The following is a 26495-nucleotide window of genomic DNA, read 5'->3' as shown; positions in this document are numbered from 1 at the left end:
GTCGCCCTGCGCTCGGCTTGAGCCGCCCTGCGCTGTGCCCGGGAGAGCTCTTGCTCCCGGGCACATAAGGGTCTTCGATCTTGACTGACATTTCAGTCAGTGTCACAGTGGGCCGCACACCCCGCGTCCCCGGCATTCCGGAGAAAGGAAGGGACCTCATGCGTGTGACCAGGCCCGTACGTCAGGGGGCGGCATGCCTCTGACACCCACCGAGCGGGACCGGCTGCTGCTCTTCACCGCCGCCCAGCTCGCGCGGACGCGCCTGGAGCGCGGGCTGCGGCTCAACGTGCCGGAAGCGACGGCGCTGATCGCCGACACGGTCTGCGAGGCCGCGCGGGACGGCCTCCGGCTGGCCGAGGCCCTCGACTGCGGTCGCGGTGTCCTCGGTCCGGACGACGTCCTCCCCGGCGTCACCGACATCGTGACGGAGATCCAGGTCGAGGCGGTGTTCGACGACGGCACCCGACTGGCCGTCATCAGCGCCCCCTTCGGCGACGTGGAGCACGGCGAGGGCGCACCCGGTGCGGTCCTGCCCCACACGGACGTCCTGCCGGAGCCGGAGCGTGTGACCTCCCTGTGGGTCCGCAACACGGCCGAGGTCCCGGTCAGCGTGACCTCGCACTTCCACTTCTTCGAGTCGAACCCCCGGCTCGACTTCGACCGCGCCGCCGCGTTCGGCATGCGGCTCGCGGCCCCGGCCGGGTCGTCCACCCGGTTCGATCCCGGTGCCGACGTCGAGGTCGGACTCGTCCCGATGGGCGGGGACCGGATCGTCATCGGTTTCGCGGGCCTGGTCGACGGGCCGCTGGACGCGCCCGGCGCGAAGACCGAGGCCCTGAAGCGCGCCGCCGCCTGCGGCTACCTGGGAGCGGAAGAGGCAGAGCGATGAGCAAGCCCAGCAGACACAGTGACCACTGCGCGCCGGGCAGCAGCCGGCACATCGACCCGCACGAGTACGCCACCGTGCACGGCCCCCGTGCGGGGGACCGGGTCCGGCTCGGCGACTCGGGACTCGTCGTACGGGTGGAGTCGGACGCGCAGGCGTACGGCGACGAGTTCCTGGCCGGTTTCGGCAAGACCGCCCGGGACGGCATGCATCTGAAGGCCGCGGCCGTCCGCGACACGTGTGACGTCGTGATCACCAACGTCCTGGTGATCGACGCCGTCCAGGGCGTGCGGAAGGTGTCCATCGGCATCCGCGAGGGCCGGATCCACGCGATCGGCCGGGCCGGCAACCCCGACACCCTCGACGGTGTCGACGTCGTCGTCGGCACCGGCACCACGATGATCCCGGGCGAGGGCCTGATCGCCACGGCCGGTGCGATCGACACCCACGTCCACCTGCTCTCGCCGCGGATCATGGAGGCGTCACTGGCCTCCGGCGTCACCACGATCATCGGCCAGGAGATCGGTCCGAGCTGGGGCGTCGGCGTGAACTCCCCCTGGGCGCTGAAGCTCGGGTTCGGCGCCTTCGACGCCTGGCCGGTCAACATCGGCTTCCTCGCCCGGGGGTCCGCCTCCGACGAGGCGCCCCTGGTCGAGGCGCTGGCGGAGGGAGGTGCCTGCGGCTTCAAGGTGCACGAGGACATGGGTGCCCACACCCGGGCCCTGGACACCGCGCTGCGGGTCGCCGAGGAGCACGACGTACAGGTCGCGCTGCACAGTGACGGCCTGAACGAGTGCCTGTCGGTGGAGGACACCCTGCGGGTCCTGGACGGCCGGACCATCCACGCCTTCCACATCGAGGGCTGCGGCGGCGGGCACGTACCCAACGTGCTGAAGATGGCGGGCGTGCCGAACGTCATCGGCTCCTCCACCAACCCCACCCTGCCCTTCGGCCGGGACGCCATCGCCGAGCACTACGGGATGATCGTCTCCGTCCACGCGCTCAAGACGGACCTTCCGGGCGACGCCGCGATGGCGCGCGACCGGATCCGGGCCGGGACGATGGGCGCGGAGGACGTCCTGCACGACCTCGGCGCGATCGGGATCACCTCATCCGACGCGCAGGGCATGGGCCGGGCGGGGGAGACCGTCCGGCGCACGTTCGCGATGGCCGGGAAGATGAAGGCCGAGCTGGGGCCCCTGGAGGGCGACGGCGCGCACGACGACAACGCGCGCGTCCTCCGCTACATCGCCAAGCTCACCATCAACCCGGCGATCGCCCACGGCCTCGCCCACGAGGTCGGCTCGATCGAGGTCGGCAAGCTGGCCGACATCGTGCTGTGGCGCCCGCCCTTCTTCGGGGCCAAGCCGCAGATGGTCCTCAAGTCCGGCTTCCCGGCCTACGGCGTCACGGGCGATCCGAACGCCGCCACCGACACCTGCGAGCCCCTGGTCCTGGGCCCGCTCTTCGGCGCACACGGGGCCGCGCCGGCCGATCTCTCCGTCGCCTTCGTCAGCCGCGCCGCCGCCGAGGCGGGCTCGTTCGGCTCGCCGTACGACACCCTGGGTACCCGGCGCCGCCGCGTCGCCGTACGGGGAACCCGTGGCATCGGCCCGGCCGACATGCTGCACAACGCCCGTCTCGGGCAGGTGGACGTCGATCCGCGCAGTGGCCTGGTGACCCTCGACGGCGCCCCGATGCGCTCCGAGCCGGCGCAGGAGGTCTCGTTGAGCAGGCTGTACTTCCTCTGATTCCGGCCTTGCTGGCTGAATCTCCAAAGCCGTGCCCCTTCTCTTGACTGAATTTTCAGTCGAAGGAAGGATGCTGTTCACACCGCGTACCCGTCCCGCGCTCCCGCCAGGCTGAGCCGGCCGCCGCCGACGGGTACTTCTGGCGAAACGAAGAGAGACCCGTGATGACTGCATTCCGTATGCCTGCCGAGTGGTCCGCGCACGAGGGGTGCCTGATGGCCTGGCCCGTCAGGGAGGACCTGTGGGGCAGCGTGCTGAACGACGTCAAGGAGGAGTACGCGAACGTCGCCCGCGCGATCGCCGCCTTCGAACCGGTGACCATGGTCGCGCCGCCCGGCCACGGCGAGGAGGCCCGGGCGGCGTGCGGCGGCGAGATCACCGTGGTGGAGCTGGCGCAGGACGACTCCTGGTTCCGCGACTCCGCCCCGATCTTCGTCCTCGACGCCGACGGCAACCGCGCCGGAGTGGACTTCCGCTTCAACGCCTGGGGCCGCAAGCACCACCCGTACGACTCCGACGACCGGGTCAGCGCCCTCCTCCTGGAGCACCTCGGCGTCGAGCGCATCGCCTCCGGCATGATCCTCGAAGGCGGAGCGATCACGGTCGACGGCGAAGGCACCCTGATCACCACCGAGCAGTGCCTGCTCCACCCCAACCGGAACCCCGGGATGAACCGGCATGAGATCGAGACGGAACTGACATCCCGGCTCGGCGTCGACAAGGTTGTGTGGCTTCCGTACGGCGGGCTGCTGGACACGGAGACCGACGGGCACGTCGACGGCGTCTGCGCCTTCGCGGCCCCCGGCAAGGTCGTCGTCTCCCTGCCCGACGACCCCGCCCACCCCGACTACGCCCGGATGCGCGCCAACCGCGCGGTGCTGGCGGCCACCACCGACGCCAAGGGCCGCCCGTTCGAGATCGTCGACATCCCGCAGACCGCGTTCGCCGACGTCGCCGGCGGTGAGGTCGAGGTGTCCTACCTGAACTACTACGTGGCCAACGGCGGCGTCGTCGTCCCGGTGGCCGGCGTGCCCCAGGACGACGAAGCGCTCGCGGTCATCGCCGCGGCGTACCCCGGCCGCAAGGTCGTCGGGGTGCGGGCGCCCGCGATCGCCTACGGCGGCGGCGGGGTCCACTGCATCACGCAGCAGATCCCCGCCGTACCCGCCACGGCCTGATCCGCGAACGGACCGCTCACGGAGGGCCGCTCCAGCGGCCCTCCCACCCCCGCACCCCTCACGGAAAGAGAGCGCGACGATGACCACACCCCTGCCCCCCGGCAGCAGACGCCCCCGCGGCACGCACGGACGGATCGCGGTGACGGCGGCCGCCCTGACCTCCCTCGCGGCCCTCGCGGCCTGCTCCGGCCCGCCGAAGGGCGCCGACGTCACCGGCGCCCAGGTCAAGATCTCCGCCTCGACGCCGCAGGCCCGCGGCGAGATCGACTCCTTCAGCTGGGCCGTCTACGCCGAGCCGCCCACCCTCGACTACACGCTCGCGTTCGACTACCCGCAGAACACGATCCTGTCCAACGTGTGCGAGAGCCTGATGCGCTGGACTCCGGAGCTGACCCTCCGGCCCGGCCTCGCGCGGAAGGCGTCGAACCCGGACCCCACCACCTGGGTCTACGACCTCCGCCCCGGCGTGCGCTTCCACGACGGCAAGGTGATGACCGCCGACGACGTGGTCTACAGCCTCGGCCGGCAGCGGGACCCGAACAACGCCGCCGCCTGGGCGCAGAACTTCCAGAACGTCGCCTCCCTGCGGAAGACCGGCCCGCTCCAGGTCACCGTCAAGCTCAAGAAGCCCGACTCCCAGTTCCCCCAGTACATGGCGACCGCGGCGGGCGTCGTCGCCTCCAAGGCAGGCGTCGAGGCGGCGGGCAAGGACTACGGCACCACGGGCGACCTCGCCTGCACCGGCCCGTTCAAGCTGGGCACGTGGAGCAAGGGCCAGTCGATCGAGCTGGAGCGCTTCGACGGCTACTGGGGCACCAAGGCCAAGGCGAAGAAGGCCGTCTTCCGGGTCCTGACCGATCCCTCGGCCCGCACCAACGCCATGCTCAGCGGGGACGTCGACGGCGGCTACCTGATCCCCACCGAGAGCTACGGCCGCCTGCGCGACAGCGGCCTCGGCACCCTGTACTTCGGCGAGGGCCTGAGCACGGTCAACGTCAACATCACGAACATGAAGGGCCCGCTCGGCGACATCCGGGTCCGCAAGGCGCTGTCCCTGGCGCTGGACCGGACCGGGTTCGTGAAGGCCGGACTCGGCGGCGCGGGCACCGTCACCACCTCGCTCACCACCCGTGCCGCCTGGGCCGGAGCCTCGGAGCAGACCCGGCAGGCCGCCTTCGGCGCGCTGCCGCCCGCCGCCCAGGACATCGAGAAGGCCAAGGCACTGATCAAGGAGGCCGGCGCCACCGGCACGTCCCTGACCGTCGCCACCAGCTCCATCGGCCAGGACGTCTCCCTCCTCGCCACCGCCGTCCAGGCCGCGGGCAGCCAGATCGGGCTGAAGATCAACCTCAAGACGATCGCCCCCAACGCGTTCACGGCGCTCTTCACCGACCCCGAGGCGCGCGAGGGCATCGACATGTTCCCGCTCACCTACTACGACTCCATCACCGACCCGCTGGACCTGCTGGCGAACTTCAAGACCGGCGCCTACATGAACTTCGCCGGCTACAGCGACAAGGGCTACGACTCCCTCGTCGACCGGGCCACCGCCGTCTACCAGCCCGACCAGCGGCTGAAGATCGAGGCCGAGCTGCAGAAGCACGCCGCCGAACAGCTCCTGTGGATCCCGGTCGCCGAGTGGCCCACCGCCGTCTTCCTCAACAAGCGGATCACCGGCGCCCCCACCACCATCGCGTACATGTACTACCCCTGGGCCGCGGACGTCGGGGCAGCGGACGCGGGGGCCGCGAAGTGAACTTCGTCAGATTCGCCGCACGCCGGGTGGCGGAGATGGCCGCCACCCTGCTCGCCGCGTCGTTCGTGGTCTTCGGCGCCATGTACCTGGCACCGGGCAACCCGGCCAGCTTCCTGCTCTCCGGACGCTCCGCCTCGCCGGAGGCCCTCGCCGCGATCAACGCCCAGTACCACCTGGACGACCCCTTCTTCGTCCGGTACCTCACCTGGCTCGGCGACATCGTCCAAGGGGACTTCGGGCGCTCCATCACCTACCGCACCGACGTCTCCCGCCTCCTGGCCGACCGCCTCCCCACCACGCTGCTCCTCGTCGTCATGGCACTGGCCGTGGTCACGGTGATCGGCCTGGTCCTGGGCCGGGTCGCCGCCGTACGCGGCGGACGCACCGACTCCGCCATCCTCGTCGGGACCACGTTCGCCGTCGGCACCCCGTCGTTCGTCGCGGCCGTCCTGCTCCAGGGACTCTTCGCCGTCAACCTCGGCTGGTTCCCCAGCAGCGGCTCCGGCGAAGGCTTCCTCGACAAGATCTGGCACCTCACCCTCCCCGCGATCGCCCTCGCGCTCTATCTGATCGGCATGCTCGCCCGGGTCACCCGGTCCGCCATGGCCGAAGCCCTCGACAGCGAGCACGTCACGGTCGCCCGCAGCCGTGGCGTCCCCGAACGCCAGGTCATCCGCCGCCATGTCTTCCGCAACTCGCTGGGCACCGTCCTCACCACCGGCGGCCTGATCGTCTCCACCCTGCTGGTCTGCACGATCCTCGTCGAGACCGCCTTCAGCATCGGCGGCGTCGGCCAGCTCCTGGAGCTGTCCACCACGACCAAGGACTTCCCGACCGTCCAGGCGATCTCCTTGATCATCGTCGCTCTCTTCATGGCCGTGAACCTCATCGTCGACCTGCTGCTGCCGCTGGTCGACCCGCGGATCACCCTCGGATCGAGGAGTTCCTCCGTATGACCGCCGTCCTGGCCCGCAGGCCCGGCCTCGCGAAGGTCCGCACCGCCCGGTCCCCGCTCTACCTGGTCTGCCTCGGCTTCGTCGCCCTCGTCACCGCCGCCGCGCTCCTCGCGCCCTGGCTCGTGCCGTACGACCCCAACGCCATCGACCTCGGCAACGCGCTGGCCGCCCCCTCCCCGGAACACCTGCTCGGCGTCGACGCCGCCGGGCGCGACACCCTCTCCCGGCTGATCCTCGGCGCCCGCACCTCGCTCCTGGGACCCCTCGGCGTCGTGGTCTTCTCCACCGTCGCCGGCGTCGCGGTCGGCATGGCCGCCGCCTGGCGGGGCGGCTGGCTCGACTCCGTCCTGTCACGCAGCACCGAACTGGTCTTCGCGTTCCCCGGCATGCTCCTGGCGATCCTGATCATCTCGATCTACGGCGAAGGCCTGCTCGCCCCCGTCATCGCGCTCTCCATCGCCTACCTGCCGTACGTCAGCCGGCTCACCCGCTCCCTCGTCCTGGCCGAACGCGCACGCCCCTACGTCAGCGCCTACCAGGTCCAAGGGCACTCGGCCCTCCAGATCTGCCTGCGCCACGTCCTGCCCAACATCGCCCCCGTCGTCCTCGCCCAGTCCACCATCAACTTCGGCTACGCACTGATGGACCTCGCCGGCCTGTCGTTCCTCGGCCTCGGCGTCCCCGCGCTCACCCCCGACTGGGGCCGCATGGTCTTCGACGGGCAGACCGCCGTCCAGCACGGCTACCCGCTGTCCGCGAACCTGCCCTGCGCGTTCATCGTGCTCACCGTCGTCGCCTTCAACGTGGTCGGAGAGCGCTGGGCCGACCGCGTCGCCAGGAGAGACCGATGACCCCCATGAGTTCCCCGAGTTCCCCGCACACGCTCGACGTCCGAGGGCTGCGCATCACCCTGCCCGGCACGGCCCGCCCCGTCCTCGACGGCGTCGACCTCCACGTCGCCGCCGGAGAGACCGTCGCCCTCGTCGGCGAGTCCGGGTCGGGCAAGACCCTCACGTCGCGCAGCGCGCTCAACCTGCTGCCGCCCGGCGCCGTCGTCGAGGGCTCCGTCCGCGTACGCGACGAGGACGTGCTCACCATGGACGCCGACCGGCTGCGCGCCCTGCGCACCGGCACGGTGGCCATGATCTTCCAGGACCCCCGCGCCGCCCTCAACCCCCTGCGCCGCATCGGCGACTTCCTCACCGAGAGCGTGACGCTGACCGGCAGCATGAGCCGGGCGGACGCCACGGCCCGGGCCGCCGAACTCCTCCGGGCGGTCGGTCTGGACGACTCCGCCCTGCGCAAGTACCCCGGCCAGGTCTCCGGCGGCATGCTGCAACGCGTCATGATCGCGGCCGCCCTGATGGGGGACCCCGCCCTCCTCCTCGCCGACGAGCCCACCACCGCGCTCGACGTCACCACCCAGGCCGAGGTCATCGCCCTCCTGGCCGAACTCCGCCGAGGCTTCGGCACCGGTCTGCTCTTCGTCACCCACGACCTCGACCTCGCCGCCGCCATCAGCGACCGCGTGTACGTCATGTACGCCGGCAGGATCGCGGAGAGCGGCCCCGCGGAAGCCCTCTTCGCGCGGCCCCGGCACCCGTACACCTCGGCGCTGCTCGCGTCCACGCCCCGCCTCGACGCCCCCCGGGGAAGGCTCGACGCCATCGACGGCCAGCCCCCCGACCTCCGGCAGGAGCTGCCCGGCTGCCCGTTCGCCGCCCGCTGCCACCTGGCCACCGAGATCTGCGACCAGCAGGCTCCCGAGCCGCGGCCCGCACCGGGCCTGCCGCACCACCAGGCCGCCTGTCACCACAGCGACCGTCTCGAAGGGAGCCCCGTCGATGCCTGAGTACGTCCTGGAGGCCGCCGGCCTCCACCGCGCCTACGGGAGCGTCCGCGCCGTCGACGACGTGTCCTTCACCCTTCCCGAGGGCGGGTCCCTGGGCATCGTCGGCGAGTCGGGCTCCGGCAAGACGACCACCGCCCGGATCGTCGTCGGTCTGGAACGGGCCGACGCCGGCGAGGTCCGTGTACGGGGCCGGGCCCGCGGCGCGCGAAGCGGCGGCCGGTCCGCCCGGCTGGCCCGGGCCCGCGAGGTCCAGATGGTCTTCCAGGACCCCTACCTCTCCCTCGACCCCCGGACCAGCGTCGAACAGGTCCTGCGCGAGACCCTGCGCCTGCACTTCCCCGGCACCGACCACGACCGGCGCGTCCGGGAACTCCTCGACCAGGTCGGCCTGGGCACCCGCGCCGCCGACGCGCGGCCGCGGCAGCTCTCCGGCGGGCAGCGCCAGCGCGTCGCCATCGCCCGCGCCCTCGCCGTCGAACCGGCCGTCCTCGTCCTCGACGAGGCCGTCGCCGCCCTCGACGTGTCCGTCCAGGCGCAGATCCTCAACCTGCTCGCCGACATCCGCGAACAGACCGCGATCGGCTACCTGTTCATCACCCACGACCTCGGCGTGGTCCGCTGCGTCACCGACGAGGTCCTCGTCATGCGCCGGGGCCGCGTCGTCGAGGCGGGACCCACGGCCGAGGTGCTCGCCGCGCCCCAACACCCGTACACCCGACTGCTGTTGGAATCCGTACCCCGCCCCGGCTGGGACCCGGAGGCGATCGCCGCGGCCCGCCGGGCGCTCTGACCGCACCACAGCACCACAGCCCGCAGCAACACAGCACCACCGCATTGCTGCACCACCGCATCACCACGCCACCGCATCACCGCACCGCGCCCGGTAGCGAGGGACCGAGCGGTGTCCGGCGTGCCCACCCTCCTTCGCGAACCCCCACACCGCACAGGCACGTTGACACTGGAGGTCAACCATGAACGATCACGCTGTCGCCCGACACGCGGGCCGTGGTCTCACCAGGCGTCGTTTCCTCGCGGCGGCCGGACTGACCGCCGCGGGCGCCGCCCTCGCCACGACCCTCCCCGAACGGGCCGACGCGGCCGGTGGCGCCTTCCGCGTCCCCGTCGAGGACGTCCGCCACACCCGTACGTGGATGGCCTGGCCGGACAGCACCGCGATCTGGCCGGGCAAACTGAGCGGCGTCCAGGCGGACATCGCCCTGATCGCCCGGACGATCGCGACGTACGAACCCGTCGTCATGTGCGCCAACCCCGGCAGCGCCGCCAAGGCCCGCCAGATGTGCGGATCCACGGTCACCGTCATCAGCACCGTCCCGGTCGACGACTGCTGGATGCGCGACTCGGGCCCCGTCTTCCGGACCGACGGCCGGGGCGGCCTCGACGCCGTCGGCCTCAACTTCAACGGCTGGGGCGACAAGCAGACCCACGCCAAGGACGCCCTCGTCGCCGAGCGCGTCGCCGCCTACGCCGGCGTCCCGTTCACTTACGCCGACCTGGTCGGCGAGGGCGGCGCGATCGAACAGGACGGCGCGGGCACCCTCATGGCCACCCGCAGCAGCCTGGTGAACCGCAACCGCAACCCCGGGATGTCGGAGCGCCAGGTGGAGGCGGCGATGTGCGACGCGTACGGCGCCTCCAAGGTGATCTGGTTCGACGGCGTCCGCGGCCAGGACATCACCGACGACCACGTCGACGCCACGTCCCGCTTCCTCGCCCCGGGGGAGGCGCTCGTCCAGATGCCCGTCGCCGCGGACACCGACGCCTACGCCCGCGACGCGCGTCAGCAGTACGGCATCCTGTCCGCCTCGACGACCGCCACCGGCCGCGCCATGGACACGATGCGGCTCCAGGGCCCGGACTACACCAAGATCCGCTCCACCAACCGGGACTTCCTCGCCTCCTACGCCAACTTCTACCTCTGCAACGACGCCGTCATCAGCGCCCAGTTCGGCGACCGGCGGGCGGACGAGGCGGCGAAGGCGACCCTGGCCCGGCTCTACCCGGACCGCGTCGTCGAGCAGCTGAACATCGACCGCCTGGGCACGGGCGGCGGCGGCATCCACTGCGTCACCCAGCAGCAGCCCGTCCGGTAACCGAGGCCCCACGAGAAGCAACTGGCACCGGCGTCATCGCGGCCGGGACCCCTGCTGAAATTTCCGTCAGTCCAGCCTGTCAGAAGCATTGACTGAAATTTAGGTCAGTCCCTACTGTGAGCGCACCCGATCGGCCCCCGGAAGCTCGGGGCCGCCGCGCGGATTCATGGAAGCACCCCTGAACAGGAGCCCACATGGGGCCAGTTGCCTCGCAGCCGCACGACTCCGCACCCCTTGCGGGCATCGAACAGCACTCGATCGACTGGGTGCCCCTCTCCGAACGGCACGGCACGCCCTCGAACGTCGGCGCCATCTGGTTCGTCGGCAGCCTCAACCTCACCGGTCTGGCGACCGGTGTGGTGACGCTGTCGATGGGGGCCTCGCTCGTCTGGACGGTGGTCGCCACCGTCCTCGGATCGCTCTTCGGGACGTTCTTCATGGCGTTCCACTCGGCCCAGGGGCCCCAGCTGGGCCTTCCCCAACTGGTCCAGTCGAGAGCGCAGTTCGGATACCTCGGCGCCGCGCTCACCGTGTGGGTGTTCGCCCTCGTCAACTACATCGCCTTCAACACGTCCGACGCCCTGCTGTCCGGCCAGGCCATGAACCTGCTCACCGGGATCCCCAACGGGCTCGGCTATGTGCTGGCCGCCGCGGTGGCGACCGTCATCGCCCTGTTCGGATACGAGTGGATCCACCGGCTGAACAAGTGGCTCACCTGGCCGTTCGTCGTGGTCACCGCAGCCGTCACCGTGTCCGCCCTCTTCGGCGGGGGGCTGCCCGACGGCGTCTGGGACGCCGGCCCGTTCGACCTCGCGCCGTTCATGCTCGTGTTCGTCTTCGTCGCCGGCTTCCAGCTGGGCTGGGCGCCGTACGTCTCGGACTACTCGCGCTACCTCAGACCCGACGTCCCCGTGCGCAGCACCTTCTGGTGGACCTACCTGCCCAGCGCGGTCTCCGGGATCTGGGTGTTCCTCCTCGGCGCCGTGGTCTCGGCCGGAGCTCCCGAGGGCACCGACCCGGTCACCGCCCTGAAACTCTCCGCCGATCGGCTGTTCGGCGGGTTCGGCGGGTTCGGCACGGTCGCGGTCGTCGTCCTCCTGGTCGGGCTGCTCTCCATCATGGCGATCAACCAGTACGGCGGCAGCCTCACCATGATCTCGATCATGGACTCGTTCCGGCCGGTCAAGCCGACGCGGACCATCAGGGTCGCGACGATCGGGATCATGCTCGTGGCCGTGGGGACGGTCTCCACCGCCGTCGGCATCGACCAGTTCAACTGGTTCTTCGCGAACGTGGTCGTCGTCCTGACGTACCTGTTCATCCCGTGGACGGCCGTCAACCTGGTCGACTTCTTCTTCGTCCGGCGCGGCCAGTACGTCGTCAAGGAGATCTTCGACCCGCACGGCATCTACGGCCGGTGGGGCTGGCGGGGAAACCTCGCCTACGGCATCGGTCTCGCGTGCATGGCGCCGTTCATGGTCATCACCGGCCTCTACGTCGGTCCCGTCGCGAAGCTCCTCGGCGGCGTGGACTGTTCGATCTTCGTCGGCCTGCCCGTGGCCGGCGCCCTCTACTGGGCCTTCGCCCGGAGTCTCGATCTGGCCACCGAGCGCCGGCTGGTCCGGGAGGAGGGGCTCCTGGCGCCACTCCACTGAACGTCCCGCCCCGCACGTACAGAACCTCCGCGAGAAGGAGCACCACGTGAAGACAGAGCACGACGGCGGCACCCCGGGCATCAACCGCAGAACTCTCCTGGCCCGCACCGGAGCGGTCGCGGCCGGTCTGGCGGTGGGACCGGTACTCGGCGGCATCCAGCCGGCCCAGGCCGCGTCCTGGCGCGTTCCCGGGGAAGAGGCCCCGCACAAGCGGACCTGGATGGCCTGGCCGTCCAGCTACACGATCTGGGGCAACCTGCTGTCCAAGATCCAGGCCGACATCGCCAAGCTCGCCAAGGAGATCGCCAAGTACGAGCCGGTGATCATGTGCGCGGACGGTTCGTCGGCGTCCTCGCAGGCCAGGACGGCCTGCGGATCCACCGTCACGGTGATCAGCTCGATACCGGTCTCCGACTGCTGGATGCGGGACACCGGCCCGCTGTTCCGGGTGGACGGGGCCGGCGGTCTCGACGCCTTCGGCCTGAACTTCAACGCCTGGGGCGAGAACGCCACGACCTTCTACGGCCTCCCCGCCTCCGCCTACGCCAAGGACCGCGTGCTCGCCGGGAAGGTGGCCGCCTACAACGCCGTCCCGTTCGCCAAGGCGTCCGTGGTCGGGGAGGGCGGCGGCATCGAGTACGACGGCGACGGCACCCTCATGGCGACCGAGAGCTGCTGGCTGAACAGCAACCGCAACCCCGGCAAGTCGCGCAGCCAGGTCGAGGCGGAGCTGCTGTCCCGCTTCGGCGCCACGAAGATGATCTGGCTGCCCGGCGTCACCGGGCAGGACGTCACCGACGGCCACATCGACGGCACCGCCCGGTACATCAAGCCCGGCGTGGTGATGGTCCAGCTGGCCGGCGCCGTACGCCCCGACGTCTGGACGGCCAACGCCCAGGCCATGCACAACGTCCTGGTCAACGCGACCGACGCCAAGGGCCGCCGCCTCCAGGTCCTCACCATCGAGGGCCCCGACACCCTGCCCCGCATCTCGGCGGGCAAGCGACAGGACTTCCTCAGCTCGTACATGAACTGGACCGTGACCAACAGCGCGGTGATCACCACCCAGTTCGGCGACACCGCCAAGGACGCGGCGGCCAAGACGGCGATCGCGGCCGCCTACGGCCGGCCCGTCGTCCAGCTCAACCTCGACAACCTCTACGGCAACGGCGGCGGTGGCGCGCACTGCGTCACGATGCAGGAGCCCACCCGCTGAACGAACCGAACAAGCTGAACAACCGGCCCGGGCCTCGCAGCGACGCCCGGGCCGGCGCTCTGCCAGGTGGAGGACTGGATAGCCTGGGCGAATGCTTACAGAAGTGACAGCGACCCGCTACGTCACGCCCCTGCGTGAGGGCGGCTCGCTCCCCGGGATCGTCGAGGCCGACGACCTCGGCACGTACGTCATGAAGTTCACGGGCGCGGGACAGGGTCGCAAGACCCTCGTCGCCGAGGTCGTCTGCGGGGAGCTCGCCCGCCGGCTCGGGCTGCGCGTCCCGGAGCTCGTCACCATCCAGCTCGACCCGGTCATCGGGCTCTCCGAGCCCGACCAGGAGGTCCAGGAGCTGCTCAAGGCGAGCGGCGGGCTCAACCTGGGCATGGACTTCCTGCCCGGCTCGCTGGGCTTCGACCCGCTGGCGTACGAGGTCGACCCCAAGGAGGCCGGCAAGGTCGTCTGGTTCGACGCAGTGATCAACAACGTCGACCGGTCCTGGCGGAACCCGAACATGCTGGTCTGGCACGGCGACCTGTGGCTCATCGACCACGGCGCCACCATGATCTGGCACCACAACTGGCCGGGCGCGCAGGCCTCCGCCGCCAAGCCGTACGACGCCTCCGACCACGCCCTCGCGCCCTTCGCGCCGGACGTCGCCGCCGCGGCCGCCGAACTCGCGCCGCTCGTCACCCGCGAGCTGCTCGACGAGGTCGCCGCCGACGTGCCCGACGAGTGGCTCGTCGACGAACCCGGCTTCTCCACCACCGACGAGGTGCGCGCCGCCTACGTCGAGGCGCTCCTGCCCCGCGCCGCCACCATCCACGAGCGGATCACGCTCGGCCCCCGCACCGAGAACCGGCCCCAGCAGCCCCCCGGCTGGCTGGCCGAGCGCCTCGCGCCCCGGGCGCACTCCACCGAGAAGGACAGCACCACGTGACCGACCGCGATGTCTTCGAGTACGCGCTGCTGCGCGTCGTGCCGCGGGTCGAACGCGGCGAGTGCTTCAACGCGGGCGTGGTCGTCTACTGCCGCGCCAAGTCCTACGTGGCCGCCCGCACCCATCTGGACGAGGCCAAGCTGGCCGTCCTCGACCCGGCGGCGGACGTCACGGGCGTCCGGGCCGCGCTGCGCGCCGTCGAGGGCGTCTGCCTCGGCGGCGACGACGCCGGGCAGGCAGCCCGCGACGACGCGGGGCGGCGCTTCCGTTGGCTGATCGCCCCGCGCTCCACGGTCGTGCAGCCGGGCCCCGTCCACACGGGACTCACCGCCGACCCCGAGGCCGAGGTGGAACGCCTCCTCGACCTGCTGGTGCGCTGAGCCCGCCGATCGAGCCCTCCCGCCACGGGGAGTGACCAGGTGCACCCGGTGGGCCGTTGACACCGGGTGCCATCGCTTCTAGCGTCTCGTTCTGCGGACGATACTAAGCGGTCGCTCATGTGCGGGACGCGTGAGCGGGGCGGGCGGTCCGTCCGCGGTCAGGGTCGATCCAAGGGCGAGGAGAACCAAGCATGTCCACCACCGAGCAGCGCGTAGCCGTCGTCACGGGTGCCGCACGAGGCATCGGCGCCGCCACGGCGCTCCGCCTCGCGGCCGAGGGCCGCGCCGTCGCCGTACTCGACCTCGACGAGGCGGCCTGCAAGGACACCGTCGAGAAGATCACGGCCGCGGGCGGCACCGCCCTCGCCGTAGGCTGCGACGTCTCCGACGGCGCCCAGGTGGAGGCCGCCGTCGCGCGGATCGCCGCCGAGCTCGGCGCGCCGACGATCCTCGTCAACAACGCCGGCGTGCTCCGCGACAACCTGCTCTTCAAGATGTCCGAGTCCGACTGGGACCTCGTCATGAACGTGCACCTCAAGGGCGCCTTCCTGATGGCGAAGGCCTGCCAGAAGCACATGGTGGACGCGGGCTTCGGCCGGATCGTCTCGCTCTCCTCCTCCTCGGCGCTCGGCAACCGCGGCCAGGCCAACTACTCGGCCGTCAAGGCGGGCCTGCAGGGCCTCACCAAGACGCTCGCCAAGGAGCTCGGCAAGTTCGGCGTCACCGCCAACGCCGTCGCCCCCGGCTTCATCGTCACCGAGATGACCGCGCAGACCGCCGAGCGCGTCGGCATGGGCTTCGAGGAGTTCCAGGCCGCCGCCGCCTCCATGATCCCCGTCCAGCGCGTCGGCCGCCCCGAGGACGTCGCGAACGCGATCGCCTTCTTCGCGGGCGATGACGCAGGCTTTGTCTCCGGCCAGGTCATGTACGTGGCCGGCGGCCCGCTCAACTGACGTACCGGCGCAGCAGCGAGAGGAGGCGGTCATGACCGCGAACGAACGGCCGGAGCTCTCCGGCAAGGTCGCCCTCGTCACCGGCGCGAGCCGGGGCATCGGCTACGGCATCGCCGAGGCGCTGGTCGCCCGCGGCGACCGGGTCGTCATCACGGGGCGCGGCGAGGAGGCCCTCAAGGAGGCCGCGGAGCGGCTCGGTGCCGACCGGGTCATCGCCGTCCCCGGCAAGGCCCACGACCTGGCCCACCAGGCCGCCGCCGTCGAGGCGGCCATGGACGGCTTCGGCCGGCTGGACTTCCTGGTCAACAACGCCGGGACGAACCCGGTCTTCGGCCCCATCGCCGATCTGGACCTGGGCGTGGCCCGTAAGGTCTTCGAGACCAATGTGATCTCCGCGCTCGGTTTCGCCCAGCGGAGCTGGCACGCCTGGCAGAAGGATCACGGCGGTGCAATCGTGAACATCGCGTCCGTCGCCGGCATCTCGGCCTCTCCCTTCATCGGCGCGTACGGGATGAGCAAAGCCGCGATGGTGAATCTGACCCTCCAGCTGGCGCACGAATTCGCGCCGCTCGTGCGGGTCAACGCCATCGCCCCGGCCGTGGTGAAGACGAAGTTCGCACAGGCCCTGTACGAGGGCCGTGAGGCGGAGGCGGCCGCCGCCTATCCGCTCGGCCGGCTCGGCCTCCCCGAGGACATCGGGGGCGCGGCCGCGTTCCTGACCTCCGCGCAGTCGGAGTGGATCACCGGCCAGACCCTCGTCGTCGACGGCGGGATTTTCCTGAACGCCGGAGTCGGCTGACCGATATCCGGACACTTTCCGGATTTCATGTCCGGATTGGCCCCGGTTATACGTCGAATGCCTCAAGTGCCCCGTCAGGCTCAAAGATTGACCTGACGGGGTGCTGCGGTATCGTCGGCCGACCCGTGGCTGAACGAGGAGCGTGCACGTGTTCAACCGGACCAGTCTGCAGGCCGCTGCAGCCCTTGCGTCCATATCCCTGGTGGCCGGATGCGGTGTCTTTTCGGACAGCGAATCCGCCGGGGATCAGAGAATCGTCATCGGTACGATGAGTTCTCCCACCACGCTTGATCCGGCCGCGGCCTGGGACAATTCCTGGGAGCTCTTCCGGAATGTCTTCCAGACCCTGGTGAGTTTCCCGACAGGCAGCACGGCGCCGCAGTCCGACGCCGCCGACTGCAAGTTCACGGACACGTCGAGCCGGATCTTCGAGTGCAAGCTCCAGGAGGGCCTCAAGTTCTCCAACGGGCACAAGCTGGACGCCGAGGCCGTGCGGTACTCGATCGAGCGCATCCGCACGATCAACCACAAGGGCGGCCCCAACGGGATGCTCGGCTCGCTCGGCAAGATCGAGACCGTCGGCGACCGCACGGTCGTCTTCCGCCTGAACAAGTCGGACGCCACCTTCCCGTTCGTCCTCGCGACCCCCGCGATGTCGCTCGTGGACCCGGCCGAGTACCCGGCGGACAAGCTCCGCACGGACGGCAAGCTCGTCGGCTCCGGCCCGTACGTCCTCGACTCCTACGAGGAGCGGAAGACGGCCGAGCTGACCAAGAACCCGACCTACAAGGGGTTCGCCGCCCGCAAGAACGGCGGCGCGACGATCCGGTACTACGAAGACTCGGCGGCGATGGTCGCGGCGCTCCGGAAGGACGAGATCGACGCCACCTACCGCGGCCTCAGCGCCGAGGAGGTCGTCGCGCTCCAGGAGGACAAGCCGGAGAACAAGCGCCTCCAGATCGTCGAGTCCACCGGCGCCGACATCCGCTACCTGGTCTTCAACACCCAGGACCCCTCGGTCGCCAAGCCGGCCGTCCGCAAGGCCATCGCCCAGCTCGTCGACCGCGACGCGCTGGTCGAGAAGGTCTACCAGGGCACCGCCGAGCCCCTGTACTCGATGGTGCCCAAGGGCATCGCCGCGCACACCACCAAGTTCTACGACCGCTACGGCACGCCGAGCGTCTCCAAGGCCAAGAAGATCCTGAAGAGCGCCGGGATCGAAGAGCCCGTCGAGCTGGACTTCTGGTACACGACCGACCGGTACGGCTCCTCGACGGCCGCCGAGTTCACCGAGCTGAAGCGCCAGCTGGAGGCGTCCAAGCTCTTCAAGGTCGAGCTGCACGGCAAGCCCTGGAAGGAGTTCCAGGCGGGCTACCAGAAGGGCGAGTACCCGGTCTTCGGGCGCGGCTGGTTCCCCGACTTCCCGGACCCGGACAACTTCGTCGCCCCCTTCGTGGGCAAGGAGAACGTCCTCGGCACGCCCTACGAGAGCAACCGGATCACCGGCGAGCTGCTCCCGAAGTCCCGCCGCGAGAGCGACCGCGGGACGGTCACGGACGAGTTCGTGGAGGCCCAGGAGATCCTGGTCCAGGACGTCCGCCTGCTGCCCCTGTGGCAGGGCAAGCTGTACATCGCGGCCGGTGAGGACATCGGCGGCGCCGAGCGCGCGCTCGACCCGCAGACGGTCATGCAGCTGTGGGAGCTGCACCGCCGCGCCAGCTGGTAGCCCGTGACCGGCCCCGGTGGGCGGCCTGCGGGGGTCACTGTCAGTGGCCCCCGGTAGGTTCTGGGACGTAGAACAGGAACGTCCACCGGAGGTTGTTGACCATGACCGACACCAGCATGCTGCCCGAGTCCTGGCAGGGTGTTCTCGGCGAGGAGCTGCGCAAGCCGTACTTCGCGCAGCTCACCGAGTTCGTCGAGGAGGAGCGTGCCAGGGGACCGGTCTTCCCCCCGAAGGACGAGGTCTTCGCGGCCCTCGACGCCACCCCGTACGACAAGGTGAAGGTCCTGATCCTCGGTCAGGACCCGTACCACGGCGAGGGGCAGGGGCACGGCCTCTGCTTCTCCGTCCGGCCCGGCGTGAAGACCCCGCCCTCCCTGCGGAACATCTACAAGGAGATGCAGGCGGAGCTGGGCCACCCGATCCCGGACAACGGCTATCTGATGCCGTGGGCCGAGCAGGGCGTCCTCCTGCTCAACGCGGTCCTGACGGTCCGCTCCGGCGAGGCGAACTCGCACAAGGGCAAGGGCTGGGAGAAGTTCACCGACGCGGTGATCACCGCCGTCGCCTCGCGGCCCGACCCCGCCGTCTTCGTCCTCTGGGGCAACTACGCGCAGAAGAAGCTGCCGCTCATCGACGAGGAGCGGCACGTCGTCGTGAAGGGGGCCCACCCCTCGCCCCTGTCGGCGAAGAAGTTCTTCGGCTCGCACCCCTTCGGCCAGATCGACGCGGCCGTCGCGGCCCAGGGGCACGACCCGATCGACTGGCGCGTTCCGGACCTCGGCTGAGCCTCGGCCGGATCGGGTCCGGGTGCGGCTAGCGTCGGCTCTCCCAATGGGTGAGCGGGTGGAGGTCGGCGTGACCGAGCAGCAGCAGGCGGCGGACGACGGGGTCATGACCAGGATCGGGCAGGCCACGATGCTGCTGCACGGCGGCGACCGCGAAGAGGCCCGCAACCGGTTCGGGGTGCTGTGGCAGGAGATCGGCCCCGAAGGGGACCCCTTGCACCGCTGCACCCTCGCCCACTACATGGCCGACGCCCAGGACGACCCCGACGCCGAGCTGGCCTGGGACCTGCGGGCACTGGGCGCGGCCGGGGAGCTCGCGGACGAGCGGCTCGCCGAGCACGGCTCGGCGGTCGCACTGCGCGCGCTGTACCCGTCGCTCCACCTCAACCTCGCCGCCGACTACGTCAAGCTCCAGCGGCCGGACGCCGCGCGGGTCCACCTGGACCGGGCCCGCGCGGCGTCGGACACGCTCGACGACGACGGCTACGGGAACGGGGTGCGGGCCGCGATCGAGCGCTTGGACGTGCGGCTCCGGAGCATGTGACCGGGAGTCTGGATGCCGCGGCGGCTCACCGGCCGTACGTGCCGTGGCAGATCCTGGCCTGATCGCTGCCCGGGTCCCAGCCCCCGTACCGTTCGCCCAGGTCGCAGACGTCCGCCCGGGAGCGCGGCGGTTCCTTCGGCAGCTCCGCGAGTCCCGGCAGCTCCGGCACGGCCGGCCAGGGCTCCGGGCGCGACACCTCGCGGTGCCGGGGGGTGGCGGTGGGGCGCGGCGGCGAGGGGCGTGGCGGGGCCGCCGTCCGCCGGTGCCGCTCGGGTACGGAATCGGCCGCGGGGGCGGGTAAGGGCGTCGCGCGGGGCGCGGCGGACCCCTGGGGCGCGGCGGAGGGCGGGGGAGCGGGAAGCGCCGCTTCGAGGGCCTCGCGGGCCGGGCCCTCGACCATCTGCGGCGCCGCTTCCTGGGTGGGGAGGACGGAGGACTCCGCCGCGGGCGCGGGCGCCGGCGGCTGCGCGTCCACCGGGACGCAGCCCGCCAGGGCGGCGACCGCCGCCCCGACCAGGATCTTCGCTGTGGTTCGGGTTCGATGCACCGCGCCACTCTGCTGGTCCGGCGGCGATCTTCGCGCCCCTACCGGCCGGGAATGCCCCGCACGGGTGAGCCGTCGCGGGCCCCGCCTTGACCTGCTCAGTCGCCGGTGGCGCCGTCGATCCGCTCCCGGAGCAGGTCAGCGTGGCCGTTGTGGCGGGCGTACTCCTCGATCATGTGCAGGTAGATCCAGCGGAGGTTGAAGGTCTCCCCGGTGCGGTGCTCGCCGACGCCGAGGTCGTCGAGGCCGTGCGGGGCGGCCAAGGTGCGCGCGTGGGCGATCTCGGCCTGCCAGGTCGCGTACGCCTCCTCGTAGGTGTCCTCGTCCGTGGCGTGGATGTCCCGGTCGTGGTCCTCCTTGGTGGAGTAGATCCAGTCCGCCTTCTCACCGGAGAGAACGCGGCGGAACCAGCCGCGCTCGACCTCGGCCATGTGCCGGACGAGACCCAGCAGGTTGAGGTCGGACGGCGGAGCGGACGGGGTGCGCAGCTGGGCGTCGTCGAGGCCCTCGCACTTGATCGCGAGGGTCGCGCGATGGAAGTCGAGCCACTGCTCGAGCGCCTCGCGCTCGCCCGAGGTGGTGGACGGGTCGACGCGGGGGACGGAATCGGTGCGTTCGGTGGTCATGCGCGGCATCGTCCCCCATGATCACCGACCGCGCCAGCGCTTTCCCGCCCGGCTCCGGTCCCCGGGACGCGGGACACGGGACGCGGTCTAGCGGGGGCCGAGCATGCCCCGCAGCAACTCGTCGAAGCCGGTGCGCAGTTCCGCCCGGCCGGGCACGGCCGCGTGGAAGGAACCAGCGGCGCAGGAGAACATCAGCCCCTCGCACCAGGCGACGAGGGAGAGCGCGTGCCGCTCGGGCTCCGGCGAGCCGGCCGCCGTCATCGCCGCGACCAGCGGTCCGTGGAAGGCGGAGCCCGCGGCGTCGAAGAAGGCGCGGAGCTCGGGGCGGCGGGTGGCCTCCAGGGCCAGCTCGTAGCGGGAGACGAGCAGCGCGCGGTGGTCCGTGAGGTAGCGGTGCAGGGCGAGGGCGAACGCGTCCACGAGGGCGTCCACGAGTGCGCCGGCGGTCGGGGGCGTGTCGGCGTCATGGTGGGTCTCCGTCCCGCCGGCGCCCGGCAGCTCGTCCGGAGTCAGCACGCGCGCCTCCCAGTGGACCTGGCGGCGCACGGCCGTCTCCAGGAGCGCCTGGCGGGTGCGGGCGTGATTGGAGGTCGACCCCTGCGGCAGCCCGGCCCGTTCGTCCACGGCGCGGTGCGTCAGGCCGCGCATGCCGCGCTCGACGAGGAGGTCGAGGGCGGCGTCCCCGATCCGCTCGGCGCGGGAGGCGGAGGAGGCGGGCGAGGCGGGCGAGGTGGGGGAAGCGGGGGAAGCGGGGGTGTCCGCGGAGTCGGCGGTCGGTGCGCTCATGGGGACAACGTACTACCGGCCCGACTACACCTGTAGTACGGTCGCGATGTCGGACTCACTACACCTGTAGTTACGGACTCCGGGGAGCAGCCATGGAACAGCAGCACCGTGCCGTCGTCGTCGGAGCCGGAATCGGCGGGCTCACCGCCGCCGTCGCCCTCCACCGCAACGGCTGGCAGGTCACCGTCCTGGAGCGCGCCGCCGACCTCACGCCCGTCGGCGCCGGCATCGCCCTCGCCCCCAACGCCCAGCGCGCCCTGGACGTCATCGGCCTCGGCGACCGCGTCCGCGCCCTCGCCGCGTGGCAGGGCGACGGCGGCATGCGGACCCCCGACGGCCGCTGGCTCGCCCGGACCGACGCCCGGGCCGCCGCCGCGCGCTTCGGCGGACCGCTCGTCCTCCTCCACCGCGCCACCCTCGTCGAGATCCTCACCTCGGCGCTCCCCGACGGCACCGTCCGCACCGGAGCGGCCGCCGCCCTCGCGGATCCCGGCGACGACCGGCGCCCCGCCCGCCTGACCACCCCGGACGGCGAGACCGAGGCCGAACTCGTCGTCGCCGCCGACGGCATCCGGTCCGCGACGCGGCACCTGCTCTTCCCCGGGCACCCCGGACCCCGGTACGCCGGCTGCACCACCTGGCGGGTCGTCGTCCCCGCCCCCGCACGGCCCTTCGCCCCGCACGAGACCTGGGGCGCCGGACGCCTCTGGGGCACCCAGCCCCTCAAGGACGGCCGGATCTACGCGTACGCCATGGCCACCGCCCCCGCCGGGGCCCACGCCGCCGACGACGAGAAGGCCGAACTCCTGCGCCTCTTCGGCGACTGGCACCACCCCGTCCCCGAGATCCTCGCCGCCGTCGACCCCGCCCAGGTCCTGCGCCACGACGTCCACCACCTGCCCGACCCGCTGCCCGCCTTCCACCGGGGCCGGGTCGCCCTCCTCGGCGACGCCGCGCACGCGATGATGCCGAGCCTCGGCCAGGGCGGGAACCAGGCCATCGAGGACGCCGTCGTCCTCGCCCACCACGCCCGCTCCGGACCCGACTTCGACCCCGGCCGCGCGCTCGCCGCTTACACGGCCGACCGCCTGCCGCGCACCACCGCCATCGTGCGCAAGGCCGCCCGCACCGGCGCGGTCACGCTCCTCTCCGCCCGGCCCGCCGTCGCCCTGCGCTCGGCACTCGTCGGCGCCGTCTCCCGCTTCGGTCCGGGCCTCGTCCTGCGTGGTTTCGACGGCATCGCCGACTGGCGGCCGCCGGTGGCACCGGCCCGTCCCGCGTAAGCTGACCGGCGCGAACGGCCCGCGCGAGAGGGGCCTGTGGACACGAGTGACACGAGTGCCACGAACGACACGAACGACACGAACACCTCGACAAGGGAGACCCCGTGAAGGTTGGCTGCATCGGACTCGGCGACATCGCGCAGAAGGCGTACCTGCCCGTCCTCGCCACCCTCCCCGGGGTCGAACTCCACCTCCAGACCCGCACCGCCGCGACCCTGGACCGGGTCGCCGACGTCCATCACCTGCCCGCCGCGCAGCGTCACCGCGACCTCGACTCGCTGCTCGCCGCCGGACTCGACGCGGCCTTCGTCCACGCCCCGACCGCCGCCCACGCCGAGATCGCCGGCCGCCTCCTCGAAGCGGGCGTCGCCACGTACGTCGACAAGCCCCTCGCCTACGAGTACGAGGACTCCGAGCGGATCGTGGAGCTCGCGGAGAAGCGCGCGGTCAGCCTCGCCGTCGGCTTCAACCGGCGCCTCGCCCCCTCCTACGCCCAGTGCGCCGAGCACCCGCGCGAGCTGATCCTCCTGCAGAAGAACCGCATCGGCCTGCCCGAGGACCCCCGCACCCTCGTGCTCGACGACTTCATCCACGTCGTCGACACCCTGCGCTTCCTCGTCCCCGGCGAGATCGAGCACGTCGACGTGCGCGCCCGGATCCGCGAAGGGCTCATGCACCACGTCGTGCTCCAGCTCTCCGGCGACGGCTTCACCGCCATCGGCATGATGAACCGGCTGAACGGCTCCACCGAGGAGATCCTGGAGGTCTCGGGGCAGGACACCAAGCGCCAGGTCCTCAACCTCTCCGACGTCATCGACCACAAGGGCCAGCCGACCGTCCGCAAGCGCGGCGACTGGGTGCCGGTGGCCCGCCAGCGCGGCATCGAGCAGGCCGTGCTCGCCTTCCTCGACGCGGTACGGGAGGGGCGGGTGCTCAGCGCCCGCGACGCCCTGCTGACCCACGAGCTGTGCGAGCGCGTGGTCCGCGAGGCCCTGATCCAGGCCTCCTGAGCGCGCCCGCGCCCTCGGCGGCGCACACGGCGCCCACCACAACGAACGCCCCGTACAACGGCCAGTCGCCCCACCGGACGTAGCCCGTCGTCGCCGTCGAGAGCGGCAGCTCCCGTACGGCGACGGCGCTCGCGTCCGTGCCGAGGACGGGCCCGATCCGGCGGCCGTCGGGGCCGTACACGGCGCTGATCCCGGTGAGCGTGGCGTGCGCGACGGGCCGGCCCGTCTCCGCCGCCCGCAGCGCCGCCAGGGACGCGTGCTGGGCGGGCGCCCAGCTCTCCTGGAAGGTGCTGGTCGACGACTGGACGACGAGGAGTCCGGCGCCGTCCCGGACGAGCCGCCGGCTCATGTCGGGGAAGGCCGACTCGAAGCAGATCAACGGTCCGATCCGCAGCCCCTCGGACCCCGCCGCTGCGGGCAGCGTCATCACGACCGGCTCGGTGCCCCGCCGCCGGTCCTCCTGCGCAGCCCGGCCGACCGAGGTCGCCCAGCCCAGGACGCCGCGCGCGGGGACGTACTCGCCGAACGGCACGAGCCGCATTTTGTCGTAGCGCTGACCCGTCAGCCCCGCCGGGCCGACCAGGACGGCGCTCTTGTAGATGCCCGGGCGATCGGCGCCGCGCGCGTCCACGTTCACGAGGAGCGGCGCGTCGACCGCCCGCGCCAGGGCGGTGAGCCGGGCGGCGAGCTCGGGCCGTCCCGCCGGATCGGCGCCGACGCCGCTCTCGCCCCAGATCACCAGGTCCAGCCGCTGCCCCGCGAGCGAACGGGTCAGCTTCTCGGCGCGGGCGAGCCGCCGCTCGGCCCCGTCCGGACCGTCGAACACCCCGGGCTGTACGAGGGCCACGCGCACCGTCCCGTGCTCGCTCGGCGCCCCGACACCCCAGGCCGCCGCACCCGCCACGAGCGCGCAGGCCACGAGCCCCGCGACGCCGACGGCACGCAGCCCTACGACCCCCGCGGCACGCGGCCCCGGCACCGCGACCAGCAGCGCCACGGCCGTGTTCACCGCCACCACGAGCAGGCTCACCAGCCACACCCCGCCGACTGAGGCGAGGCGCAGCGCCGCCGGCACCTCCCACTGGCTCGCGCCGAGCAGCCCCCACGGCCCGCCGAGCCCCTCCCAGGAACGGACCAGCTCGATCAGCAGCCAGCCCGAGGGCACCGCGAGCAGGGCGGCGACGGCCCTCGGCGGTGACGGCACACCGCAGAGGAGGGAGCGCACGAGCCACGCCCACGGCACCCACAGCAGCCCGAGCAGCGCGGCCAGCGGCAGGAGGAAGACGTGCAGGCTCGGCAGCAGCCAGTGGTGGACGGCGAGCACGAACCCGGCCCCGCCCAGCCAGCCGTCCAGCGCCGCGCGGCGCGCCCCCGGGGCCGTACGGATCAGCAGCAGCCACGGGACGAGCGCCAGGTACGCCCACCACCAGAGGCCGGGCGCGGGGAAGGCGAGTGCGGGGAGCGCACCGCAGACGACGGCGAGCAGGGAGCGCACGAACCCGTGCCGAGGCACCGGGAAGCGGCCCCGGCCCGGTACGGGCTCGCGGTCCCGGTCGCGGTTCACGAACGGCATGCTCATGGCGGCCTCCCGCCCTTGCCTTCAGTGTCGGACGTGCCCGGTCCCCGCGCGTCCCGCCGTCAGTGCCGGCGCCACCGCTCGTCGACGACGACCGAGCGGAGCCGCCAGCCGTCGGCGGTGCGCAGCGCCGTGAAGGCGTAGCGGCCGCCGCAGATGAAGTCCTCGCCGGTGGCGAAGCGCATCGGGTTCACGTAGTCGGCGCGGACGTCCGCGCCGTCGCCGGACTCCTGGTACCCGCCCGCCTCACGGAAGAGGACCCGTCGGTTCACGATGAGGTGCTGGCGTACGGGGAAGAGGGTCATGGTCTCGGCGAGCCAGTCGGCGACCTCGGCCGCCGGGCCCTCGATCCCGCCCGAGCCGCGGTAGTCGGCCCGGCCGTCCGGGGTGAACAGGGCCCGGTAGCCGGCCCAGTCGGCATCGTCCACGGCCGCCGCGTAGCCGGTGATGAGGTCGTCGAGGGCGAGCCGGTCCATCACGGTCGCGAGGTCCACGCGCTGCGTCATCGGTTCAGTCTCGGGCAGCGGGGGCCCGGCGCCAAGGGGCGTGCGGGCGGTGGCTTCCGGGGCGCCGTCATACTGTCCGGCATGCGCGTGCACATGGATCCCGAAACGACCGACCGGACCTCCTTCTACCGGTTGCTCACGGCCACCGTCGTACCCCGGCCGATCGCCTGGGTCTCCACGACCTCGGCCGACGGGACGGACAACCTCGCCCCGCACTCCTTCTTCACCATCGCCTCGGTCACGCCGCCGGTCGTGCAGTTCACGTCGGTGGGACGCAAGGACTCGCTGCGGAACGTGGAGGAGACCGGCCAGTTCGTGGTCAACCTCGCCCCCGAAGGGCTCTTCGAGCAGATCAACGCCACGGCGACCGACTTCCCGCGCGGGGTGAGCGAGTTCGACGCCTGCGGTGTCGCGCGCGAGCAGAGCCTGCGCGTGAAGCCGCCGCGCGTGGCTCACTCGCCGGTGGCACTCGAATGCGAGCTGCACAGCACGGTGCGGATCGGCGACTCGACGGTGGTCTTCGGCCGGGTCGTGCACGCGGCGGTCGACGAGTCGGTCATGACCGACGGCCACCCCGAGATGACCCGCATGCGCCCGCTCACCCGGCTCGGCAAGAACGAGTGGGGCACCCTGGGCGGCATCAAGGAGATCGCCCGGGTGCCCTACCAGGGCTGACGGC

26 protein-coding genes are annotated in these 26495 nt (G+C 71.9%); 21 read left to right on the top strand and 5 right to left on the bottom strand.

Annotated elements, in window-relative coordinates; all coding sequences use genetic code 11:
• Nucleotides 1-193 precede the first annotated feature (193 nt).
• From ureA to ACFC0G_RS04485, 18 genes are all read left to right on the top strand, one after another.
• Nucleotides 194-889: an urease subunit gamma gene (gene ureA / locus ACFC0G_RS04570; RefSeq protein WP_376397087.1), complete on the top strand. Its 696-nt coding sequence runs from the start codon at nt 194-196 to the stop codon at nt 887-889.
• Complete coding sequence (locus tag ACFC0G_RS04565; RefSeq protein WP_376397084.1) at nt 886-2637, top strand: urease subunit alpha; 1752 nt, start codon at nt 886-888, stop codon at nt 2635-2637. The genes ureA and ACFC0G_RS04565 overlap by 4 nt, the downstream gene beginning before the upstream one ends.
• Nucleotides 2638-2801: 164 nt before the next feature.
• Nucleotides 2802-3815 carry an agmatine/peptidylarginine deiminase gene (locus ACFC0G_RS04560; protein WP_376397082.1) on the top strand — a complete coding sequence of 338 codons (1014 nt, stop codon included), beginning with the start codon at nt 2802-2804 and terminating at the stop codon, nt 3813-3815.
• 79 nt (nt 3816-3894) lie between these two features.
• Nucleotides 3895-5571: an ABC transporter substrate-binding protein gene (locus ACFC0G_RS04555; protein WP_376397079.1), complete on the top strand. Its 1677-nt coding sequence runs from the start codon at nt 3895-3897 to the stop codon at nt 5569-5571.
• Nucleotides 5568-6527 carry an ABC transporter permease gene (locus ACFC0G_RS04550; RefSeq protein ID WP_376397076.1) on the top strand — a complete coding sequence of 320 codons (960 nt, stop codon included), beginning with the start codon at nt 5568-5570 and terminating at the stop codon, nt 6525-6527. Before ACFC0G_RS04555 ends, ACFC0G_RS04550 begins: the two co-directional genes overlap by 4 nt.
• Entirely contained in the window at nt 6524-7378 is an 855-nt protein-coding gene (locus tag ACFC0G_RS04545) for an ABC transporter permease (RefSeq protein WP_376397072.1), read from the top strand. The genes ACFC0G_RS04550 and ACFC0G_RS04545 overlap by 4 nt, the downstream gene beginning before the upstream one ends.
• A 5-nt stretch (nt 7379-7383) precedes the next feature.
• Complete coding sequence (locus tag ACFC0G_RS04540) at nt 7384-8379, top strand: ABC transporter ATP-binding protein (RefSeq protein WP_376397301.1); 996 nt, start codon at nt 7384-7386, stop codon at nt 8377-8379.
• Nucleotides 8372-9169, top strand: coding sequence for an ABC transporter ATP-binding protein (locus ACFC0G_RS04535; RefSeq protein ID WP_376397069.1), 798 nt, complete (start codon nt 8372-8374; stop codon nt 9167-9169). Before ACFC0G_RS04540 ends, ACFC0G_RS04535 begins: the two co-directional genes overlap by 8 nt.
• Before the next feature lie 181 nt (nt 9170-9350).
• Entirely contained in the window at nt 9351-10490 is a 1140-nt protein-coding gene (locus tag ACFC0G_RS04530) for an agmatine/peptidylarginine deiminase (RefSeq protein WP_376397066.1), read from the top strand.
• 194 nt (nt 10491-10684) lie between these two features.
• Nucleotides 10685-12145 (top strand): purine-cytosine permease family protein, encoded by a 1461-nt coding sequence (locus tag ACFC0G_RS04525; RefSeq protein WP_376397063.1) that lies wholly within the window; start codon nt 10685-10687, stop codon nt 12143-12145.
• Nucleotides 12146-12191: 46 nt separating this feature from the next.
• Complete coding sequence (locus ACFC0G_RS04520; protein WP_376397060.1) at nt 12192-13361, top strand: agmatine/peptidylarginine deiminase; 1170 nt, start codon at nt 12192-12194, stop codon at nt 13359-13361.
• A gap of 91 nt (nt 13362-13452) precedes the next feature.
• Nucleotides 13453-14298 carry a HipA family kinase gene (locus tag ACFC0G_RS04515; RefSeq protein ID WP_376397057.1) on the top strand — a complete coding sequence of 282 codons (846 nt, stop codon included), beginning with the start codon at nt 13453-13455 and terminating at the stop codon, nt 14296-14298.
• On the top strand, nt 14295-14678 hold the full coding sequence (locus tag ACFC0G_RS04510) for a DUF3037 domain-containing protein (RefSeq protein ID WP_056642038.1): 384 nt from the start codon (nt 14295-14297) through the stop codon (nt 14676-14678). The genes ACFC0G_RS04515 and ACFC0G_RS04510 overlap by 4 nt, the downstream gene beginning before the upstream one ends.
• Nucleotides 14679-14869: 191 nt before the next feature.
• Nucleotides 14870-15631, top strand: a complete 762-nt coding sequence (gene fabG / locus ACFC0G_RS04505) for a 3-oxoacyl-ACP reductase FabG (RefSeq protein ID WP_125743463.1) — start codon at nt 14870-14872, stop codon at nt 15629-15631.
• A 31-nt stretch (nt 15632-15662) separates the two neighbouring features.
• Nucleotides 15663-16430, top strand: coding sequence for an SDR family oxidoreductase (locus ACFC0G_RS04500; protein WP_376397052.1), 768 nt, complete (start codon nt 15663-15665; stop codon nt 16428-16430).
• A 148-nt stretch (nt 16431-16578) separates the two neighbouring features.
• Nucleotides 16579-18156 (top strand): ABC transporter substrate-binding protein, encoded by a 1578-nt coding sequence (locus tag ACFC0G_RS04495; RefSeq protein WP_376397049.1) that lies wholly within the window; start codon nt 16579-16581, stop codon nt 18154-18156.
• Between the two features lie 101 nt (nt 18157-18257).
• The gene (gene ung / locus ACFC0G_RS04490) at nt 18258-18941 is read left to right on the top strand and encodes a uracil-DNA glycosylase (protein ID WP_376397046.1); all 684 of its coding nucleotides are present in this window, start codon (nt 18258-18260) and stop codon (nt 18939-18941) included.
• A gap of 70 nt (nt 18942-19011) precedes the next feature.
• Entirely contained in the window at nt 19012-19485 is a 474-nt protein-coding gene (locus tag ACFC0G_RS04485) for a hypothetical protein (RefSeq protein WP_376397043.1), read from the top strand.
• A gap of 25 nt (nt 19486-19510) precedes the next feature.
• On the opposite strand, the gene ACFC0G_RS04480 is transcribed toward ACFC0G_RS04485, so the two are convergent.
• The 3 genes from ACFC0G_RS04480 to ACFC0G_RS04470 all read right to left on the bottom strand — a co-directional run bounded on the left by ACFC0G_RS04480 (nt 19511) and on the right by ACFC0G_RS04470 (nt 21441).
• Nucleotides 19511-20032 carry a hypothetical protein gene (locus ACFC0G_RS04480; protein ID WP_376397040.1) on the bottom strand — a complete coding sequence of 174 codons (522 nt, stop codon included), beginning with the start codon at nt 20030-20032 and terminating at the stop codon, nt 19511-19513.
• A 95-nt stretch (nt 20033-20127) separates the two neighbouring features.
• Entirely contained in the window at nt 20128-20655 is a 528-nt protein-coding gene (locus ACFC0G_RS04475) for a DinB family protein (RefSeq protein WP_376397038.1), read from the bottom strand.
• Nucleotides 20656-20742: 87 nt separating this feature from the next.
• Nucleotides 20743-21441: a TetR/AcrR family transcriptional regulator gene (locus ACFC0G_RS04470; RefSeq protein ID WP_376397035.1), complete on the bottom strand. Its 699-nt coding sequence runs from the start codon at nt 21439-21441 to the stop codon at nt 20743-20745.
• A 92-nt stretch (nt 21442-21533) separates the two neighbouring features.
• Here ACFC0G_RS04470 and ACFC0G_RS04465 point away from each other — a divergent pair, with 92 nt between their 5' ends.
• The gene (locus ACFC0G_RS04465; RefSeq protein WP_376397032.1) at nt 21534-22724 is read left to right on the top strand and encodes an FAD-dependent monooxygenase; all 1191 of its coding nucleotides are present in this window, start codon (nt 21534-21536) and stop codon (nt 22722-22724) included.
• 104 nt (nt 22725-22828) lie between these two features.
• Entirely contained in the window at nt 22829-23734 is a 906-nt protein-coding gene (locus ACFC0G_RS04460) for a Gfo/Idh/MocA family protein (protein WP_376397029.1), read from the top strand.
• Here the strand turns inward: ACFC0G_RS04460 and lnt are convergent.
• A complete protein-coding gene (gene lnt / locus ACFC0G_RS04455; protein WP_376397026.1) occupies nt 23658-25313 on the bottom strand; it encodes an apolipoprotein N-acyltransferase in 1656 nt (551 codons plus the stop codon). The two genes, ACFC0G_RS04460 and lnt, sit on opposite strands and share 77 nt — an antisense overlap.
• Nucleotides 25314-25372: 59 nt before the next feature.
• Nucleotides 25373-25816: a nuclear transport factor 2 family protein gene (locus tag ACFC0G_RS04450; RefSeq protein ID WP_376397023.1), complete on the bottom strand. Its 444-nt coding sequence runs from the start codon at nt 25814-25816 to the stop codon at nt 25373-25375.
• Nucleotides 25817-25897: 81 nt separating this feature from the next.
• Here ACFC0G_RS04450 and ACFC0G_RS04445 point away from each other — a divergent pair, with 81 nt between their 5' ends.
• Complete coding sequence (locus tag ACFC0G_RS04445; RefSeq protein WP_376397020.1) at nt 25898-26491, top strand: flavin reductase family protein; 594 nt, start codon at nt 25898-25900, stop codon at nt 26489-26491.
• Nucleotides 26492-26495 lie beyond the last annotated feature (4 nt).

Source organism: Streptomyces sp. NPDC056169 (assembly GCF_042268445.1).
In the GTDB taxonomy this organism is placed as follows: Bacteria; Actinomycetota; Actinomycetes; order Streptomycetales; family Streptomycetaceae; genus Streptomyces.
This window is presented reverse-complemented; position numbering and strand designations above follow the sequence as displayed.

Excerpts from the sequence above, each read along its gene's own strand:
- ACFC0G_RS04555 (WP_376397079.1), top strand. The coding sequence starts at position 3,895 with ATGACCACACCCCTGCCCCCCGGCAGCAGACGCCCCCGCGGCACGCAC.
- ACFC0G_RS04475 (WP_376397038.1), bottom strand. The coding sequence starts at position 20,655 with ATGACCACCGAACGCACCGATTCCGTCCCCCGCGTCGACCCGTCCACC.
- ACFC0G_RS04470 (WP_376397035.1), bottom strand. The coding sequence starts at position 21,441 with ATGAGCGCACCGACCGCCGACTCCGCGGACACCCCCGCTTCCCCCGCT.
- ACFC0G_RS04530 (WP_376397066.1), top strand. The coding sequence starts at position 9,351 with ATGAACGATCACGCTGTCGCCCGACACGCGGGCCGTGGTCTCACCAGG.
- ACFC0G_RS04450 (WP_376397023.1), bottom strand. The coding sequence starts at position 25,816 with ATGACGCAGCGCGTGGACCTCGCGACCGTGATGGACCGGCTCGCCCTC.
- ureA (WP_376397087.1), top strand. The coding sequence starts at position 194 with ATGCCTCTGACACCCACCGAGCGGGACCGGCTGCTGCTCTTCACCGCC.
- ACFC0G_RS04465 (WP_376397032.1), top strand. The coding sequence starts at position 21,534 with ATGGAACAGCAGCACCGTGCCGTCGTCGTCGGAGCCGGAATCGGCGGG.
- ACFC0G_RS04545 (WP_376397072.1), top strand. The coding sequence starts at position 6,524 with ATGACCGCCGTCCTGGCCCGCAGGCCCGGCCTCGCGAAGGTCCGCACC.
- ACFC0G_RS04565 (WP_376397084.1), top strand. The coding sequence starts at position 886 with ATGAGCAAGCCCAGCAGACACAGTGACCACTGCGCGCCGGGCAGCAGC.
- ACFC0G_RS04500 (WP_376397052.1), top strand. The coding sequence starts at position 15,663 with ATGACCGCGAACGAACGGCCGGAGCTCTCCGGCAAGGTCGCCCTCGTC.
- fabG (WP_125743463.1), top strand. The coding sequence starts at position 14,870 with ATGTCCACCACCGAGCAGCGCGTAGCCGTCGTCACGGGTGCCGCACGA.
- ACFC0G_RS04525 (WP_376397063.1), top strand. The coding sequence starts at position 10,685 with ATGGGGCCAGTTGCCTCGCAGCCGCACGACTCCGCACCCCTTGCGGGC.
- ACFC0G_RS04535 (WP_376397069.1), top strand. The coding sequence starts at position 8,372 with ATGCCTGAGTACGTCCTGGAGGCCGCCGGCCTCCACCGCGCCTACGGG.
- ACFC0G_RS04445 (WP_376397020.1), top strand. The coding sequence starts at position 25,898 with ATGCGCGTGCACATGGATCCCGAAACGACCGACCGGACCTCCTTCTAC.
- lnt (WP_376397026.1), bottom strand. The coding sequence starts at position 25,313 with ATGAGCATGCCGTTCGTGAACCGCGACCGGGACCGCGAGCCCGTACCG.
- ung (WP_376397046.1), top strand. The coding sequence starts at position 18,258 with ATGACCGACACCAGCATGCTGCCCGAGTCCTGGCAGGGTGTTCTCGGC.
- ACFC0G_RS04560 (WP_376397082.1), top strand. The coding sequence starts at position 2,802 with ATGACTGCATTCCGTATGCCTGCCGAGTGGTCCGCGCACGAGGGGTGC.
- ACFC0G_RS04540 (WP_376397301.1), top strand. The coding sequence starts at position 7,384 with ATGAGTTCCCCGAGTTCCCCGCACACGCTCGACGTCCGAGGGCTGCGC.
- ACFC0G_RS04515 (WP_376397057.1), top strand. The coding sequence starts at position 13,453 with ATGCTTACAGAAGTGACAGCGACCCGCTACGTCACGCCCCTGCGTGAG.